Source organism: Paenibacillus fonticola DSM 21315, from assembly GCF_000381905.1.
GTDB lineage: Bacteria > Bacillota > Bacilli > Paenibacillales > Paenibacillaceae > Fontibacillus > Fontibacillus fonticola.
The window spans coordinates 1-17894 of sequence record NZ_KB907279.1 but is presented as its reverse complement, the minus strand read 5'-3'; the positions used below and the strand labels follow the sequence as shown (position 1 = coordinate 17894).

Genomic DNA, 17894 nt, shown 5'->3' with positions numbered 1-17894 from the left:
GACTTACACCCTCCTCAGGATCATTTGATCGTACTTGGAACGAGCGATTTCAATCGCGTGATCAACATCCAGTCCAGTATTTAAATACACGGACAGCCAATTTGAATGGGGATACATATGATGGACACTAGCTTTTCCTTCTTCAATCCATCGGTCGTGCTCTGACTTCGTTACGGATAGATCAAACAGAAAAACGCCATGAAGATGTCCAATCTCCTTGTGACTGTACTGAAACTCCACGCCTCCAAAACGATGAGGATGGATTGTTACCCCCGCCCAAGAAAGCAGCTCTTCGGTTAACCGCTCCCCTCCGTTAGCGTTCATTCTGGCATCTCCCCCTGTTCGCTAAGATTGTAAAGCACGATCTTCAGCAGGCCCAACAACAAGTCATATTCCTCGTCAGTTATGCCCTTACGGGTTTTGCTCTTCACGCGTCCCAGTGCTTCCTGCACTTTCGGCACCACCTTGCGTCCCGAATCTGTTAAAAATAACAGGTGATAGCGATTATCGACGGGATCGGCTTCTCTTCGCACATATCCTGCTGCTTCCAACTTTGCAATTGCCTTTGCAGTCGTCGTCTTGTCAATGAGCAGCTTCTCGCTAAGCGCCTTTTGTGTAGTCGGCTGCCGGGATGCGATAGCCATGAGAAAAATGTACTGCCCAGCCCCGATCCGGTACGGCTCCAGCTCACTTGAGATCAAAATCTGCATATGACGATAAATAGCGGAGATGTAATGACCATGCGATTCCGTGGTGTCCTTACCATTCGAATGTATTTTCCAATGTTCGCTCAGTTTAGCTCCTCCTTCATTAGGTTGTTATTGCAACTAATTGGGGTGTGTGTTGAATTAGGAAGTTAATGCAATTAGTTGGGTTTTATGTTCAATAGGATGTTATTACAGCTAGTTGGAGTGAATGTTTAATAGGGTGTTATTGCAGCTAGTTCGAGGGAATGTTCTATGGGTGTTATTATAGCTAGTTGTGGTGTATGTTCAATAGGGTGCTATTGCAACTAATTACAGTGTAAGTTAAATAGGTGGTTATTGCAACTATTAGTTTGCCAAATTGATTAAATTATTTCATTCACCACAGCCGGGTGAACCTGTGATAGCCTCTAGCCGTGCTGCCGCGATAAAAAAGAAACAAGAGCTTGATCATACTCTTCAGAGTGCTTCCCAATCCATAAGAGATGCCCCCATGAATCAAGCAGGCATAGTTCCGAATGGGGGATGAGTGCTTTTGCGTTTTCCGGATGACTTAGGGGTACCGAGCTATCGTTTTGACTGTGCATGATCAACGTTGGCGCTTGAATGGCTGCCAGTTCCTTAGAATAATCACATTGGGATTGTTCCAAGTCAATAAAGAAACCCGAATAAGAGCGCTGCCGATTGTTCATTCTACGAAACGCATCAGCGTAGTGGTCGTCAAGCCGCTTCTGAACTTCAGAATAAGAAAGTTTAGAGAAAGAAGATGCCATCATCCTGAATGTAAGTTTAGGAAATAGGTTATTCATCGCCGCAAGGACCTTCCAAGTTCTTTTTTCATTTTCCGGTTTGAAAAGACGACTTGCCATTTTGAACTCTGTATCCTCAGGTGCAAGCCAGGGTTTCGTGACCGCACATTGAAGCGTGAAACTGGAAATCCCTTCAGGGAACATGGAACAAAACACGATTCCGGTAGGGCCTCCTGCGGAAACCGCGATAACATGAACTTTGTCGATGGTCAGATGATCCAATAATGATTTATAGAGACGACAGGCCTGCTCCAAGTCCGTAATGGGGGAAGAATGGCCGTATCCCGCACGGGAAGGGGTGATAATGGAATAGCCATCGTCCAGCAACCTCTGATAGCCAAACTCCTCATGACAACTCGAATGGCCGCCATGAAACAACAATACAGGGAATCCCTTTCCGATAACTGAATATTCTAACGCAGTTTCACCAGACTTAAATATACTAATTTCCCGGTTCATAGGATCAACATCTCCTGGATATTGAATTTGTTGAAATAAAGATACATGGATTGGAACGAGAAATCAACAAAAGGCTAGATTCGGAGAGTGATTGCTGCTAAGGCATACTTACCGCAAAAGTTCATGTTTGAAAAATAAGCGAATATAGCCGCAAATACAGGTTCCAGGAAAAAAATGAGCGTTGTATGCGTTGGTGTCACATATTTGCGCGGGTCGTCTGAGTGATATATGCGGTTGCCCTGCAAATTTACCATACGGATTTCTGACAATAGATGACCATGCCGAGATTTAACTTGACCTTGACGCTTTGTGCGATTGAGTATGAATTATCATGCAGAATTGGCCGAAAAAGGGTAAAATTGGGGAATCTATATGAAGTATCATATATAATGTGCCTTTTGCCGTTTATTTCGAATATTCTATACGAAAAATCATACAGCCTGCCACAGCCCGTCGCAGCCCGCCACAGCCTGCCACATGGCAACCTATCACAAGGCAACCTGCCACAGGCCAGCCCTCAACCCGCGCTCTGAAGATAAAAGACAAGGCTGCAGGCTTTGTCCGCCGCGGCCACTCAACTCCAGCTCTTCTCCTGCCGCAATCGGACTTTCGTCATAACTCCCAAAGTCTTCTTGACATGGGGGATTCACTTTATTATTATTGGCTTAACGAATGTTAAGTGAAACTCGAGGAGGCAAGCATGGATCAAACACATAAATCAAAAAAGCCGACCAGCCGCGATCTTCAGGCTGCCGAGCGAAAAAAGCAGATTTTAACTATTGCCAAGCAACTATTTGCAGATCAAGGGTATCATGCCACATCCATGAGAGAGTTAAATAAAGCAATCGGCATGACGGAAGCATTAACCTATCACTATTTCCCCGGGGGGAAGCTGGAAATATTAAGATCCGTCCTACAACATGCGCAAGAAGAAAGAATTTCCGGCTTCGTTGCTTTTTTTCAAGCTGCCTTTAGCCTGAACGAAAATTTGAAGACGATCCTATGCCAGCTGATACAGGGCCTATCGGAAAGAATCATCCATGATAAAGAGTATTTCCAGATTTTAATTCGAGATCGAAATTTGCTCGAGCAAGACGACAAGGAAGCACTGGATACGTTAACTCGTTTGCCATTTGAAGCCATGGCGGATTTTTTGGCGGGGCAGCACGAGCAAGGCGTACTTCGCCAGATGGATTTCAAGATGGCTGCATCCCAATTTTTATCCCATATCGTGGTCCTGATCGTTCAGCAATTGCTGGACGGACGAACGCTGGAAGCAAAAACCGTCCAAGAAATAACCGATTTTTATGTACGGCTTTGGTCAACCTAATGCAAGGCCGTTTTTTTCACCCATTTAACTCAACGAACGTTAGGTTAATTAAAACGGACAGGGAGTTTTGAGCATGAAGGAAATGATTCGTACAGCCGGGCTAACAAAAGTATATGACGGAAAAACCATTTTGAATGAAGTGTCTTTAACGGTAAACAAAGGAGAAATTTATGGGTTTCTTGGTTTGAATGGCGCAGGCAAAACGACGATCATTCGCATATTGCTTGGCATGATCAGGCCAACGTCAGGCGAGGTGTACTTAATGGGGAAGAAATTAACCAAGGGAGGCGATCTGTGGAACCACGTAGGCTATATAGTGGAAGTACCCTATGCATATCCAGAATTTACCGTGAGGGAAAATCTAAAGCTGTATGCAAAGATTCGCGGCATTAAGGAGGATCGCAAGGCGGTCGATTCCGTTATAGAAAAGGTCAATTTAACCGATTATGCCGAGACCAAAGCAAAGGATTTGTCATTAGGCAATGCACAGAAGCTAGGATTGGCGAAGGCGCTTATCCATAATCCGGAAATATTGATATTGGATGAACCGACCAATGCTTTAGACCCTGCAGGAATCGTTGCGGTCCGGGAGTTGCTAAAATCGTTGTCTTCTGAGGGGGTGACCATTTTTATCTCCAGTCACATTTTGGAGGAAATGTCCAAGCTGGCATCACGGATTGGAATTATTCATAGAGGGACCTTGCTTCAGGAAATTTCAACACTTGAATTTGAAAATCTGCGCCGAAAAAAATTGCATGTCGGTGTCCGTAGCACTGCCAAATTGGCTGGGGAGCAATTGGCGAAAGCCGGCTATGAAGCGAGTGTAACCGGGGATGGAATGCTCGAAGTGTTGGATGAACGAGCTGTTCGGCATCCTGAGCGCGTTTCCAGGCTGTTGGCTGATGCAGGTATACCACTTTATTTGCTTAGCGTCGTAGAAGAGGAACTGGAGTCTTATTTTCTGAACACAGTCAGTGGAAATCCGTCAAAGGAGTAGATGAAGCAGGATGAAAACACTTTTATCAGTTATCGCGGTTGAAAATAAAAAGCTGGTCCGTTCGTATGTGCTGTGGGGAACGCTGGCCCTTTACCTCTTGGTGTGTGCGATTCGTGCCGGTGAAGCGGATTGGAACACTTATCTCGGGAATGTTGTGTTTATGTTCTCCTCTGTGCTTGGGCTTGTCGGCTTCGCTGTTTTGACAAGTTGGGCGTTCGGCCGCGAGTACGCAGACCGTACGCTTAAGGATTTGCTTGCGCTGCCTGTGTCGCGAGGCAAAGTCGTCGCCGCGAAAGTAGCAGCCAGTTTTGGGTGGTGCCTCATCCTGGCTGAAATATCCTTTCTTTTTTCACTATTCATTGGCTTTGTAGCTGGAATCCCCGACTTTTCAAAAACATTGGCCCTGCATTATTACATTCAGTTACTGATTGTTAGTGCGATAAATTTACTGTTATGCGGACCTGTTGTTTTCTTGGCCAGTCTATCACGGGGGTATCTCGTGCCGATCACGTATGCATTTGCGACGTTGATGGTCGCCTTGATTGCTGGGCCAACCGAGTTAGGTCGTTATTTACCCTGGGATATCCCGTCTCTTCAGCTTGCGGGAAGCAGTAGTGCCGTGTTTCCGCTCGCCTCTATCAGTTACCTCATTGTTGCTATAACGGGGGCTGCTGGATTTGCCGCAACCTGGGCCTGGTGGCGTTGGGCGGATCACAAGTAATGTTTGGAAAAAAATCATTTATTCAAGGAGGATGACCCATGCCGGAAAAATTATCAAACTGGTTCCAGAGAACGGAGCCTTCCCAGTTCGAAGTATATTCAGAGAAATATAAGGACTTCCTAATGATGAAGCGCAAAAATGGAATTATTGAGGTAAGGCTGCACACTGCTGGCGGACCTTTCCAATTAAGCTGGGATGCGCATAGCGTTTGGTCTCAAGCCTGGATAGATATTGGACGCGATTATGCTAACGAAGTGTTGATAATTACAGGTACAGGCGATAGATGGCAAACAGCTAATCCTGACGTCTGGAAAACGAAATTCAGAGATTGGACAGCAGATGACAAATTAAAGATGTACCATGAATCTATGAGGCTGCTCGAAAATTTGATTTTCTGTATCGATATTCCGACGATTGCCGCAATAAATGGCCCCGGCACTCATTGTGAGCTGGGAACACTATGCGATATTACTCTGTGCACGGAGGATACGGACTTCTTTGATCCGCATTTTCTGGGAGGTACACCACCTGGAGATGGAATGGCACTAACCCTGCAAAAAACGATTGGCATCAAGCGCGCTGCATATTATGCGTACACCGGTCAAAAAATCGATGGCAAAACGGCGGTGGAGCTGGGAATCGCCAATGAGGTGCTTTCTCGTGACCGCCTTCTCCCACGCGCCTGGGAGCTGGCAGAAATGATGATGGAGCGTTCCCGCTCCACGAGGCATTTAACTCATTCCATCTTGTCTCGCCCATGGAAACAAGCGTTTGTTAATGATCTGGGCTTTCACCTCGCTCATCAAATGTATGACATGGCTAACGATGAGGTTGGACCTCACTCCAGACTTATGCAAGTTAAGGAGCGCTTTAAGGGCTAGGTCTGTTCGAAAGGCCTTCGGAAATTAGGATCAGAAATAGACCGCGTTCCTGGCAGGGCCGGTTTTAAAGAGTCACCGTCATGTTACGCCGGCCACCGCGCGTCAGATTTTCGTCGTTTGCAGGACAGTGCCTGGGTATATACATGTTCAGCAAGCTAAAGAATTAAGATTCCGGTTTATAGAGGAACAACGCTCCGAGTTCGCTTTGGAGAAGATGTGCGCCGTACTTCAGGTGTCTCGGAGCGGTTATTACAATTGGAGAGCCAAGAAACCCAGTTCACAATAACTCAGAAAAGATACCGTCATGGAGCGGATCTGATATAACGATTGCTATTGCTGTTAATCCGCAATTTTTTGATCTTTTGGGAACCTAACGGTTGTAAATGCGGTTATTCTAACGTTTTCATTATGCTGCGAAGTATTCTGCACAAATAACGTGGATTACAACCGCTAGAACACCGAAGTGCTCATTTTCGATTGATTAACGGCTGTGGCAACCGTTAGAAAATCTCGGCTCTAGCCGCAATCCGATGCTCCATATACGAGATGCAATCGCTGCAACAGCCTGTTGACAGTTGGTTGAAAACAACAATCAAAGCCACCATTTATGTTGAGGTAACAAGCAAATATTTACTGGGAAGTTTCGTGAAAACCAACTTTTCATTTGCGTCCTCATAACAAGATACTCAGATGCGGAATGGGATACCCCGATAAGTGAAAGGCTGGTTTCTTTTATGTAATCTCGCATCATATTATATTTATATCTTCCGTACTCGTTATCGATATGGCAATGTATCTCTCCAGTAATATAGGCTTGAACGCCCATCGAAGATGCGTTTTTCATTTCGTCAACCATGTCGCCACACCCAGCAACAACTGCGATTTTCTGAATCTCTTGATGTTCACGGCCTTCAAAATCTACATAAGGTATCTCAAATATCTTTTGGAGTTTCTCAATTAACTGTTTAGTATTCGTCTGATTAATCTCACAGATTAGTCCGGCCATGCCATTCGCATAGGGTACAAAACGGTCAATGATTGTAGCATCAAGTTCTTCAGCAATCGCCATATTTGTTCCAATATACTCGTTATAATCCATTGGAGCGTGGCACGTATATACGGACAGCCGTTTGTTTATAATTCGTTGCAATAAATCTTCTCGAATCGGAACAAACCCTCTTCCCCAATTACCTCGGGGATCGCCACATTCCATGAATAGAGGATGATGCATGAATAATAAATCGCCTTCCCGAGATTCTTGAATGAATCGTTCTAGCACTTCATCGGTTGGAAAAACGGCAAGAAACACGGTTGAAACTTCCTCCGCACCCCGGATCATGAGGCCATTAAACCTTCTTGAGAAATCCTCTTCGAAGTAGTTCTCCCATTGCAATTTGATCGGCTCATACACCATGGGTTTAAACTTGCTGAAACCGGGATCCTTTTCTAATTCCATTACTCTAAACAAGGAGTCCAATTCTGATTTAATTTTGATTAAAGAGTTCATACTATCCCTCCCAGTAAAATATAAAAACATGTCAATATATTCAATTATAAGGAGATTTAGTTAATAGCTATAAGAAAATGATATTGGTAGGTCAAACCCTTTTACTGTTACAATTACCAATACATAGTAAGTGTATAGGTACTGTGGGATATAAGGGGATGATATGATGCTTCTATCAAAAATACTACCTCACGTTGCTCAAATGCACCCAAACAGTTATGCCATGAAGTATAAAGATGAGAAATTAACGTATGATCAATTACTGAATCAAGTGAGTCGTGTTGCACATGGTTTATACAGCATAGGTATGCAGCCAGGTGATCGGGTTGCTCTTCTAAGCGATCCTTGCCCACTCCTTGCTATTGCGGAATGCGCCGTGATTGCTATCGGCGCAATTCCGGTTACGCTATTCCCTGGTCTAGCGTCTAATGAGATACATCAGATCGTTAATGATGCATCTCCCACTGCTATCGTATTTGACTCTGATCATTATATAATATCAAATTGCATTTCATCGCTAAATATCACCATCTCCATCCCTTGTAAGTCGGATAATGGCTCTCCATCGATAGAACACTTTATTTCCAAATCTCCCCCTCTGATGGAATGGTTTACAGCAGATCCTGACGATATCGCTCTTATTATTTACACAGGAGGCACAACGGGCCGCGCCAAAGGAGTGATGCATTCCCATCGTAATATCAGTTATTGGTCTTTTATGAATCCCGCAAAAGGCGGGGGACATAACCCAGCGAAGAAAACAATTGTCCCTAATCAAGCGCATCTAACAGGGCAATTTATACTTTGGTCTACGCTTTATGAAGGCGGTTGTCTCATATACCCGGAAACTTATCCTTTGAGAGCTACAGAGGTTGTGGATATTATTGAACGGGAACAAATAAAGTTCTTAGGAACAGTTGGACTTCTATTCAGGGATATAGTCCACATGGAAAATATACATACTCGACAAATCCAATCGATTGAAGGCATATCCTGTGGTGGTACTCCTATCAGCGAGAGAACCTTGTATAAAGCACGTGAAGTTTTTCCAAATGCCAATATAACAGAAGTATATTCACAAACGGAAAGCGGTCAATTCATTAGTTTCTTATCCATAAACCAGTGCTTTACTGAGGGGAAGCTGCATCGGCTTTTATCCGTGGGAAATCCTTCAGACCCCGTACAATGGGGTCAAAAGCCATTTGAAGTACGTATAGTCGATGAATCAGGTGACGATGTTAAACAAGGAGAAATAGGCGAGATTATTTGCAAAAGCGAACAAATCATGCTCGGTTACTGGAACAATCCAGAAGAGACAAACAAAACAATACGAGATGGGTGGCTCTATTCTGGGGATTTGGGGAGATTCGATGAAGACGGCTATTTATATCTTATGGATAGAAAGAAAGACATGGTTGTAGTGGGTGGTTCAAATGTCTACTGTTCTGAAGTGGAGGAAGTGTTAGGCAAGCACCCAGCAATCCTTGAGATTGCTGTAATAGGAACTCCTATGTCAGATGATGGTGAAGAGGTCACTGTCGTGGTCGTACTAAAAAAACAAACATCACTTACCCTGGATGATATAAAATACTTTTGCCACCAGCACATAGCCGAATACAAGATACCTACTCGCTTGGAAATCGTCGAAACCCTTGCTAGAACATCCGTAGGCAAAATAGACAAACAGGCGATTAAAAAACAGTTCTGGCTTGGGGGGTCACGCATGATAAACTGAAATGGCAAGCTGTTGACAGATAAGCCCAAAGAAGGCCGCGCAGACCGCTACTCGGTAATCTGCTTGCCGCATAAATCACTCGATTCTTTGTGCCTACTCTATTGACAGAGGTACACTTGCTCCTTAGTGTGGGATATAGAAATATATTCCTCTTAATAAATGGTATGGTGCGCCGTACTCTATCATGCCCTTTTGCATATTCGGCTAAATTTCTAATTCAGAGGGGAGCAACGCCATCTTGGATCAAAATATGAAACAAGCGATAGTCAGGGGAGAAACCTCGCTTGGCATCGAATTTGGATCCACACGAATCAAGGCTGTACTGATTGATTACAATTTTGAAAAAATCAGCTCCAGCAGCTATGAGTGGGAAAATCAATTGATCGACGGTTATTGGACCTACGATCTCAATGAAGTGATTAACGGGTTGCAAGAAACCTATCGCCAATTAAAGCAAGAGGTTGAGAATAATTATAGCGTAACATTGCAAAAAATCGGATCAATCGGATGCTCTGCCATGATGCAGGGCTATATTGCTCTTGATCAAGCAGGGGAGCTATTGGTTCCGTTCCGTACATGGCGCAATGCCACAACGGGTACTGCTGCATCGGAGCTAACCGAGAAATTCCAGTTTAAAATTCCAGAGCGCTGGAGCATCGCACATTTGTATCAAGCGATTTTGAACGATGAAGAGCATGTCGCCAATATAGATTATATTACGACACTGTCGGGTTACATTCATTGGGTGTTGACTGGCAGCAAGGCTCTTGGCTTGGGGGATGCCTCCGGTATGTTCCCAATCGATGAATCTGCGCAGCAGTATAATGAAATTATGATGAAGAAGTTTGACGATTTAATTGCCGATAAAGGCTACCCGTGGAATCTTAAAAATATTTTGCCTAAAGTTTATACTGCAGGCGAACATACTGGATGTCTCAATGAAGCTGGTGCTCGACTATTAGATCCATCAGGCAGCCTACAAGCAGGTATTCCGCTATGTCCTCCAGAGGGTGATGCCGGAACAGGCATGGTCGCTACGAATAGTGTCAAAAAGCGTACCGGCAACATTTCCGTAGGTACGTCGATTTTTGCCATGTTCGTATTGGAGAAAGATTTGTCCACGGTGTACCCTGAGATTGACATCGTGGCTACACCTGACGGCAGCCCTGTCGGCATGGTTCTTGCTAACAACTGCTCCAGCGATATTAATGCATGGCTCGGCTTGTTCCGAGAATTCTCTGAAGCAATGGGGTTGAAGCCCGATATGAACCAATTATTCAGCGTCCTGTTCAATAAAGTGCTGGAAGCAGACGCTGATGGCGGCGGCTTGCTGAGCTATGGCTACTATTCAGGCGAGAACATTACAGGGCTTGCAAAAGGTCGTCCGCTGTTCGTGCGTTCTCCAGAAAGCCGCTTCAATCTGGCTAACTTTATGAGGGTACATCTGTTTACCGCGTTTGCTGCACTAAGGCTGGGGATGGATATTTTGACACAGAAGGAGCATGTAACGATTGACCGTATTTTTGCGCATGGCGGATTGTTCAAAACACCACTAGTCGGTCAAAAAATATGTGCCGCAGCACTGAAGGTTCCTGTTTCGGTCATGTCTACGGCAGGTGAGGGCGGCGCATGGGGGATGGCCATATTGGCATCTTATATGGTTAATAAGGAGCAGCACGAGGGCTTGGCTGATTATCTTGCCACTAAAGTGTTCAAGGATGCAGAAGGACAAGAGGTTTATCCTGACAGCGCAGATGTAAATGGCTTTGCCTTGTTTATGGAGCGTTACACGGAAGGGCTGGCCATTGAGCAGGCAGCGGTAGATCACTTTGTGGAAAATTGGAAGAAATGAAGCCGGTGGGGAGTGGCTTTCTGGCTGCTCCCTTTTACTGTCTTTACGTGGCTCTCACGAGTAAGGGCTAGCTCTGTTCGGTCCGTTCAATCGGCCTTCGGAAATTAGGATCAGAAATAAACCGCATTTCTGGCAAAGGGGCGGTTTATTTCTTTTGTTTGGCTGCGCTGACGATTTGTATAGGCCGGGTGTTTACACACTCGGTCTTTTTGAATTTATTTTAGAATAAGCAATATGGTTCTGAACAAGTGAGAGGAAGTCGTCATCAGTTGTCTTCCAAGATGATTAGAAATCACTTTCCTCCCGTTTTTGTTTGCAAACAATCACGATTAAGCTATCGTATTCGTTTAGTTAAACGAAGAACTTGTTTCTCTTACTCCAGTCCAATTCCTTCGTCAAATCCAAGCATAATATTCATATTTTGAATGGCTGCTCCCGAGGCGCCTTTTCCCAGGTTATCAAACCTGGAAACAAGTAATATTTGATCTCTATGACCAAATACAAATATGTCTAAATAATTTGTACCATTGCAGGATTCTGCCAAGGTATCTGTTCCTGGATGTCATGCCACAGGGTTTATTTTAGCTGCACACCCTTTGGTAGCCGAGGGAATTATGCCAAGGGATTATCCTGCGTTCTGTTATTCGCTTACAGGATATAGTGGTGGAGGCAAGAAGCTTATAGCTGAATATCAGAACTCAAATAGAGAGCAGCTTTACGCTCCAAGACAATATGCATTAGGCCTTAACCACAAGCATCTTCCGGAAATGCAACTGTATTCCGGGCTAGACTCGGCTCCAATTTTCACTCCAATAGTCGGCAACTATTATCAAGGTGATGCAGTCACTATTCCTCTCTTTCCCAGAATGCTTACAAAGAATGTAACGGCAAAAGATATTCAAGAGCTGCTTGCCTCGTATTATAAAGATGAACGTTTTATTAGAGTTATGCCGTATGAATCCGAGGCATATCTTGAAGACGGCTACTTTAATCTCATGCAATGAATAAAATAGTTAATATCCTGAGCGAAGTTGGCATCTGGACTTGAAGTCTAAAGGGGCTATGTCTAACAAAGCTAAGGCTTCCTTTATTAGTTTCTGTTGCATCCTCATCCTCCTAATAAAAACCGATTTACAAAAACTAGCCATCCAAACCACGACATCAGTATGGTTCGGATGTACGTCCAGCTAAACAACCGTGACCTGCTAGAGCAACATTAAAGCTATAATTTTTAATTAAAGCACACGACGGGTTTATGTCTTTCAGTCACTTTAACATACTATAAATTTAACAAACCTTATCATTTGCAATAATACAGTATGCTTGATGTATAAGACAAAATTACGAAAAAGGAGGAGGCTAGTTGTTTAAAATAAAACCGATTTTGCCGTGTCCATCCATCAAAGAGCAGGTGTCCTTTTATGAGAGCTTGGGTTTCAAAACCATTCAAATTTACACTCGACCAAATCCATATGCAGTGGTTAGTTATGAATCACTTGAGCTGCACTTTTATGGAACCAATCGAATATTGCCTAATGAAAACCCCTAGATGTGCTATATCGAAGTTGACGATGTAAAGCGTGTATATGAAGATTTCACTGTTGGATTGAAACGACACATCGGGAAAATCCCTCGTTCCGTACCGCGAATATCTAAATTGAAACATTTAGTAGATGATCGAAGATTTATGATAACAGATGTAGGCGGGAATACGTTTTACATAGGAACACCGCATGCTGATCCTGCTTTTTATAGAACCATTGAGAGCGAGGAGTATGCAAAAAATTTCGAAATGCTCTACGATTTAATGTATTCAAAAGAGGACAGCAATTCAGCGTTCAATATGTTGGGAAAATTTTTTCCGGCAGATGTAAATTCGATAAATGTAGGAGATTTGGATCTAGCCAAAATATTACTGGTTGCGTTCCTGATATAAACGCCTCACCCGCTTGTGGATGACCGGAAGTAAAACGTGCGAGCGTGTCAACAACAACCTGATCCGACCGCCCTGCTGTGAGCAGCTCTAGGCCGCTTGCAACTGCTTTCCTCGGTGTTTTGTTTGCAAGTTGTTGACAGAAAGACCAAAAGAGGGCGCAAAAGGTCACTTGCTCACCACCTGTCACAGCCCTCCAACCCGCGTCCGACGCGGCTTCTCGGCTCTCCTGTCGCGATTGGGTTATCTTCGTGTTGAACCCTTTGAATAGTAGTGCCGCATAAAATCAGGCCAAGGTGGGCCGTAAAGTACTCCCCGAAGCCAGGATCTTTGCTCACAGCGGCCTCAATTCGATATGTAATCAAACTAGGCTGCTTGGTTTCAATACAAGTGTGCCTACCGTTTGGCGCGATTCAATCAATTGATGAGCCATTGCCACATCCTCAAGTGGAAGAATATGTTGCACAATCGGTTTAACTCGGCCTGAAGCAATGAGACTGAATAACGACTCGATGCCCGTTTTCGCGTGATTAGGATTGCTCTCAAGCAGGTGGGCGATGTTAAAGCCAATGATTGTTTTATTCGCCAAGATGTCTACCAATTCAGCTTGGTCCCAGCTAGTTGATCTTGCAGAAGCGGAACCGTAGTACACTAAGCGTCCGAATGGGGCAAGAATTTTAAGACTAGACTCTAAAATCACCCCGCCAGCCGAATCTAAAATCAAATCGGGCCCTTTCCATCCGGCTATGTCCATTACTTGCCTAGACCAGTCCGGGTCATTATAGTCGATGGCATAATCAGCTCCTAATTCGAGGGTGAGACTCCGTTTTTCTGAAGAGCCCGCCGTTGCAATTACGATTCCTGCACCGCATGCCTTTGCAATTTGAATGGCCAAACTCCCCACTCCACCGGCGGCTGCATGAATGAGTACAGTTTCCCCCGTTTGCATTTTACCTGCTGTCATTAGTGTATGAAATGCCGTTTGACCTTGTGTTAAAAGAGTGGTCGCCTGCTCCGGGCTGATTCCTTGCGGGGCAGGCACGAGCAAGTACTCAGGTACAACGACATACTCGGCATAAGCACCAGACGGTACTTGGGCGATCACATACGCTCCGATATGAAGAGATTGGACTCCTTCTCCGATTTCGACGATGGTTCCGGCAACGACGGCCCATTGCCCCATGACACTGGGTAGAGAAATGGGGAATGGGTATATACCCTTGCGTTGCTGAATTTCGGCATAGTTAACGCCAATCGCATGAACTTCAATCACGACTTCGTTTTTTCCGGCAGATGGTTTCTCGGCATCCTCGATTTTCAGCACTTCGGGACCCCCGTATTCATAAATGCGGACAAGTTTCATTTGAACATCTCCTTTATAGTTGAGTGATCATCTATTTTGAAGCAAAAAAAATTATGTCTTCACCCCAATCAAGTTATTAACATAAGACATTTGTGATATGAATATATTTGCGTCGTTTTGGACTCTAGCCATTAACGATAAACCTTCCGAGAAGCTCAGGAGCGAGCGAGCTATGTTCGGAATATCCGCTTCAAGAATCTGTAGAAGATTGTTGCGGTATGCCTCGGTAAGCCATGTTTCGAAATAGCCGACAAATTGATCAAAAATATAAGAGATTTTATTGATTACTTCCTCATCATGCACGGCTAACTCGCTACCAACCACTCCGAACGTACAACCTAGTACCGGTAATCCCTGCATCTTTCGACTGTCGTGAATATAAAATAAACGTTTAAAAAAGTCGTTAATTTTATCGACGGGAGTTAAGTCGGAGTTTTCGATTGGTTGAAAAATGTACTCTAGCGTCTGTTGCCAACGCCATTCAAGCACGCAAACCATTAATTCTTGTTTGGACGAAAAGAAATAATAAAAGCTACCGGGCTTTATGCCCGCTCCATTACATAACTGTTGCACTCCAACCGCGTGGAAACCGTATTTCGGAAACATCTCGGCAGCCGTTTCGACCAGCCGCTCTTTTGCATCGCTTGTTCTGCCCAATTTCTCAACCCCTTGATTAGTAGGTGATCACTCAACTATTTAATGCTATAATAATTCCCAATGAAAGTCAACATCATAGAGCATACAATAACCCCCTCCAAGTTAACTTTAGCGCTCTTACCAAAGTCTTAACTACTAAAGGGGATTTCCCCGTTCACGCAATTAAGAGGAAGTACCTTGCCCCGGTTGACTGTCACTTGTTATCACGGCGGAAGAACAAGAATAAATAATCCGTTCTCTTGAAGCTAAACGCTCCGCTTTTGACCCTACCGGGGTTGTGGCTGAATAATGCTTTTGATCTCTTCGCTCATTCAACAACTACCTGACCCGACTGCCTCACTATGGCTGGCTCCGGGGTTCCTGTAACTACTTTCGTCGACTCCTTGTTTGCAAGCTGTTGACAGAAAAGCCCAAAGAGGACTGAGACAGGCCACATGCTCATAACCTGTCAAAGCCCTCCAGTCCGCGTCCGACGCGGCCCTACGCCTTTTCTTCTTTCCCTGTAGCCACCGGATTCTCCTCGTAACTAATCCAATCGCTCCAGCTTCCGGCATACAGCCGGACATTGGAATAGCCGAGCGAGTGAAGCGCTACGATGTTTGGGCAAGCGCTGACGCCGGAGCCGCAGTAGACGATCACTTCACGGCCGGCATCTAGGGCATCGATAACTTCGGATAAACTGGCACGGCGCTGCTCTTCTGACGTCCATTTCCCTTCGGCGTCCAGGTTGTTTTTCCAAAAAGCGTTGATCGCGCTGGGGATGTGTCCTGCCTTGGCGTCGATCGGCTCGGTCTGCCCTAGATACCGCGGCGCTTCGCGGGAATCGACCAACAGAATATCAGGATTATTGGTCGCACTACGGACATCCTCTACATCGGCGATTAACTCATCACGTACTGCAGGCTGGAAGGACGAAGGGATGACAACCGGTTGATCCGCGGTTATGGGATAGCCGTCTTGCTGCCATGCCGAGAATCCCTCTTCCATTACATACACCTGCTCATGACCAAGCCAGCGCAGCAGCAGCCAAAGCCTGGATGCGTACATGCCTCCCTGGTCGTCATAAGCTACGACGACGCTGTCGTTGTTGATGCCGGCCCGGCCGAGGCGCTTAGCTAGGGTTTCCGGTTCCGGCAGTGGATGCCGGCCGCCATGCTCGTCGATGGGAGCGGAGAGGTCGCTCTCCAAGTCGAGATAGATGGCCCTAGGAATATGGGACTCGGTGTAAGCCGTCCTGCCGGCCTCCGGTGCTCCGAGTTGAAACCGGCAATCTACGATGGCCATATTAGGCTCATACATGCGAGCAAGAAGCCACTTTTTGGACACGAGTGGATTTGACATAGTATTGCTCTCCCTTCAAACGATTTATTTTTTCAACTCAAAAAACTGGCAGTGACTGCGGTTATGGTAAGCAAGATCGCTAACGCTGGATTGCGTAATCACAGTATCATCTGTAAGGCGGATAATGATTGAGCCCGATTCGATAAGATGGTTGTCGCGGAAGACGCGGATCCGAAGGCCTTGCTCCATGGCCATTTGTAAATCATGCTCAGTGATGAGACGTCTAATCGTTGGCATACGGAATCCAACCTCCTTCAAGCAGAGTGATCTGCTTATTTGCTTATACATATTTCTTCTGACTTCTCTATTGTAGATACAACCGCCCAACCGTGACAAGCGGCTGTCCCATATATTATAGAAAAGTGTTCTTGAGCAACGAGAAACGGAGCCATGTGACTCGTTTCTATAAAGGAGGAAGGGTTATGGGAAGGGCAAGATTGCAGGGAAGAAGCGGAGGCTGCGAGTGTGGGTGCGGCTGCGCCAGTTTCAACAATTCCAAGGTAAATGCGAGCGTATTGCAAAAGACAGCGGCCAGCATGCTGCCATTCTATAGCGCCGTCGCGACAAACAAAAAGTTTGCGACCCTATGGAGCAGGGCGGTTGTCACGGCGAACCTGAAATTGATGAAAAGGCTGCTCGCCTCGGCAGCCCCGCACGCGGCTAGACAGGGCCTTGGCACGAACGGAATCGGTTATTTTGTGGATTTTGGCTTCCCAAAACTGGTGTATACCAACGGCACGACAATTCCGCCGGGAACCGTGCAATTCGTGTTCGATCCGAAGGTCCATCAGGCGATAGCCCGGGCCATGCTGCCGTTATATCGCAGACTTGCCTGCGACAGAACCTTTGCTTGCAAACTGGCCATCGCGATTCGGCGCGGCAATCGACGGCTCGTGAACCTGCTTGTGCGCAGCAGGGTGCATACGGCGGCTTTGAAGGCGATCAAAATAGAGGATGAGGGTATCGCCTTATCCTTCAAATATCCGTTCAGCAAATTCAAGTATCGGAACTTGTTGTTTCGCGAAAGATTTTTTAAGGGCAGAAGGCGAAGAAGGGGAGTAAGAAGGAATTAGGCTGAAGAGTGAGGGCGAAGCTTTAGCTTAGAAACCGTATCTAAAAAACCGTATCTAAAAAAACGACCCGCTATGTAACGCTATATTGTCCTTCACCCTGCAGAACATTTACAGATTTCTGCATCCAACACTTCTGCATCCTATACTAAGTATTTACGAATGGCCACGCAGTCACGCTGGAAAACCACGTCGTTAACTTCGGTTTTGGAGAATATTATTCCTTACAAAGATTGGATTCTGTTGTTGATTCTAGCTATGATGAACGATAAACAGGCAGCCCTCCACATTGCTACATCTCGTAGGTTAAAATGGAAAGTGGAAAGACCAACCATTTCAGAGCTACATAGCAAAGGAGAGCTGATACTATGCAGTCTATCACAAAATTCGTCGGTTTAGATGTATCCAAAGAAAAAATTTCGGTGGCCATTGCGGATTCAACCGGGGAAGCCCCTCGCTATTACGGGAGCATTCCACATTCGGCGGCGGCACTTCGTAAACTCATCAAAGAACTGGGGCCAGCCGATACCCTTTC

17 protein-coding genes and 1 pseudogene are annotated in these 17894 nt (G+C 45.3%); 10 read left to right on the top strand and 8 right to left on the bottom strand.

Going from position 1 to position 17894, the window contains the following annotated elements; all coding sequences use genetic code 11:
- Positions 1 to 3: 3 nt before the first annotated feature.
- The 3 genes from G358_RS0125655 to G358_RS0125645 form a co-directional block, all read right to left on the bottom strand.
- Entirely contained in the window at positions 4 to 324 is a 321-nt protein-coding gene (locus tag G358_RS0125655) for a luciferase domain-containing protein (protein ID WP_019640128.1), read from the bottom strand.
- Complete coding sequence (locus G358_RS0125650; RefSeq protein ID WP_084662900.1) at positions 321 to 710, bottom strand: MarR family winged helix-turn-helix transcriptional regulator; 390 nt, start codon at positions 708 to 710, stop codon at positions 321 to 323. The genes G358_RS0125655 and G358_RS0125650 overlap by 4 nt, the downstream gene beginning before the upstream one ends.
- A 404-nt stretch (positions 711 to 1114) precedes the next feature.
- Positions 1115 to 1972, bottom strand: coding sequence for an alpha/beta fold hydrolase (locus tag G358_RS0125645; protein ID WP_019640126.1), 858 nt, complete (start codon positions 1970 to 1972; stop codon positions 1115 to 1117).
- Positions 1973 to 2672: 700 nt separating this feature from the next.
- On the opposite strand from G358_RS0125645, the gene G358_RS0125640 reads away from it, so the two are divergent.
- From G358_RS0125640 to G358_RS34660, 5 genes and pseudogenes are all read left to right on the top strand, one after another.
- Entirely contained in the window at positions 2673 to 3302 is a 630-nt protein-coding gene (locus G358_RS0125640; protein WP_019640125.1) for a TetR/AcrR family transcriptional regulator, read from the top strand.
- A gap of 73 nt (positions 3303 to 3375) precedes the next feature.
- A complete protein-coding gene (locus G358_RS0125635) occupies positions 3376 to 4299 on the top strand; it encodes an ABC transporter ATP-binding protein (RefSeq protein ID WP_019640124.1) in 924 nt (307 codons plus the stop codon).
- 10 nt (positions 4300 to 4309) lie between these two features.
- Positions 4310 to 5020, top strand: coding sequence for an ABC transporter permease (locus tag G358_RS0125630; RefSeq protein ID WP_019640123.1), 711 nt, complete (start codon positions 4310 to 4312; stop codon positions 5018 to 5020).
- Between the two features lie 38 nt (positions 5021 to 5058).
- Positions 5059 to 5901 (top strand): enoyl-CoA hydratase/isomerase family protein, encoded by an 843-nt coding sequence (locus G358_RS0125625; RefSeq protein WP_019640122.1) that lies wholly within the window; start codon positions 5059 to 5061, stop codon positions 5899 to 5901.
- Between the two features lie 169 nt (positions 5902 to 6070).
- A pseudogene (locus G358_RS34660) lies at positions 6071 to 6184 on the top strand (IS3 family transposase); the annotation flags it as partial.
- Between the two features lie 309 nt (positions 6185 to 6493).
- Here G358_RS34660 and G358_RS0125620 read toward each other — a convergent pair.
- Complete coding sequence (locus tag G358_RS0125620; protein WP_019640121.1) at positions 6494 to 7408, bottom strand: Nif3-like dinuclear metal center hexameric protein; 915 nt, start codon at positions 7406 to 7408, stop codon at positions 6494 to 6496.
- A gap of 163 nt (positions 7409 to 7571) precedes the next feature.
- On the opposite strand from G358_RS0125620, the gene G358_RS0125615 reads away from it, so the two are divergent.
- The 4 genes from G358_RS0125615 to G358_RS33270 all read left to right on the top strand — a co-directional run bounded on the left by G358_RS0125615 (position 7572) and on the right by G358_RS33270 (position 12931).
- Positions 7572 to 9143 (top strand): class I adenylate-forming enzyme family protein, encoded by a 1572-nt coding sequence (locus G358_RS0125615; protein WP_084662899.1) that lies wholly within the window; start codon positions 7572 to 7574, stop codon positions 9141 to 9143.
- 238 nt (positions 9144 to 9381) lie between these two features.
- Entirely contained in the window at positions 9382 to 10995 is a 1614-nt protein-coding gene (locus tag G358_RS0125610) for a xylulokinase (RefSeq protein WP_019640119.1), read from the top strand.
- A 527-nt stretch (positions 10996 to 11522) separates the two neighbouring features.
- Positions 11523 to 11999 carry a hypothetical protein gene (locus G358_RS30905; protein WP_420836074.1) on the top strand — a complete coding sequence of 159 codons (477 nt, stop codon included), beginning with the start codon at positions 11523 to 11525 and terminating at the stop codon, positions 11997 to 11999.
- A 683-nt stretch (positions 12000 to 12682) separates the two neighbouring features.
- The gene (locus tag G358_RS33270; RefSeq protein ID WP_157274488.1) at positions 12683 to 12931 is read left to right on the top strand and encodes a hypothetical protein; all 249 of its coding nucleotides are present in this window, start codon (positions 12683 to 12685) and stop codon (positions 12929 to 12931) included.
- Positions 12932 to 13289: 358 nt separating this feature from the next.
- Here the strand turns inward: G358_RS33270 and G358_RS0125585 are convergent, their stop codons facing one another.
- The 4 genes from G358_RS0125585 to G358_RS0125565 form a co-directional block, all read right to left on the bottom strand.
- On the bottom strand, positions 13290 to 14291 hold the full coding sequence (locus G358_RS0125585; RefSeq protein ID WP_019640113.1) for a quinone oxidoreductase family protein: 1002 nt from the start codon (positions 14289 to 14291) through the stop codon (positions 13290 to 13292).
- A 51-nt stretch (positions 14292 to 14342) separates the two neighbouring features.
- On the bottom strand, positions 14343 to 14948 hold the full coding sequence (locus G358_RS31940; RefSeq protein WP_019640112.1) for a TetR/AcrR family transcriptional regulator: 606 nt from the start codon (positions 14946 to 14948) through the stop codon (positions 14343 to 14345).
- 480 nt (positions 14949 to 15428) lie between these two features.
- The gene (locus tag G358_RS0125570) at positions 15429 to 16289 is read right to left on the bottom strand and encodes a sulfurtransferase (protein WP_019640110.1); all 861 of its coding nucleotides are present in this window, start codon (positions 16287 to 16289) and stop codon (positions 15429 to 15431) included.
- Between the two features lie 24 nt (positions 16290 to 16313).
- Positions 16314 to 16526, bottom strand: coding sequence for a hypothetical protein (locus G358_RS0125565; RefSeq protein ID WP_019640109.1), 213 nt, complete (start codon positions 16524 to 16526; stop codon positions 16314 to 16316).
- A gap of 185 nt (positions 16527 to 16711) precedes the next feature.
- Between G358_RS0125565 and G358_RS30890 the strand changes: the two genes are divergently transcribed.
- On the top strand, positions 16712 to 17362 hold the full coding sequence (locus tag G358_RS30890) for a hypothetical protein (protein WP_019640108.1): 651 nt from the start codon (positions 16712 to 16714) through the stop codon (positions 17360 to 17362).
- The last annotated feature ends 532 nt before the right edge of the window (positions 17363 to 17894 follow it).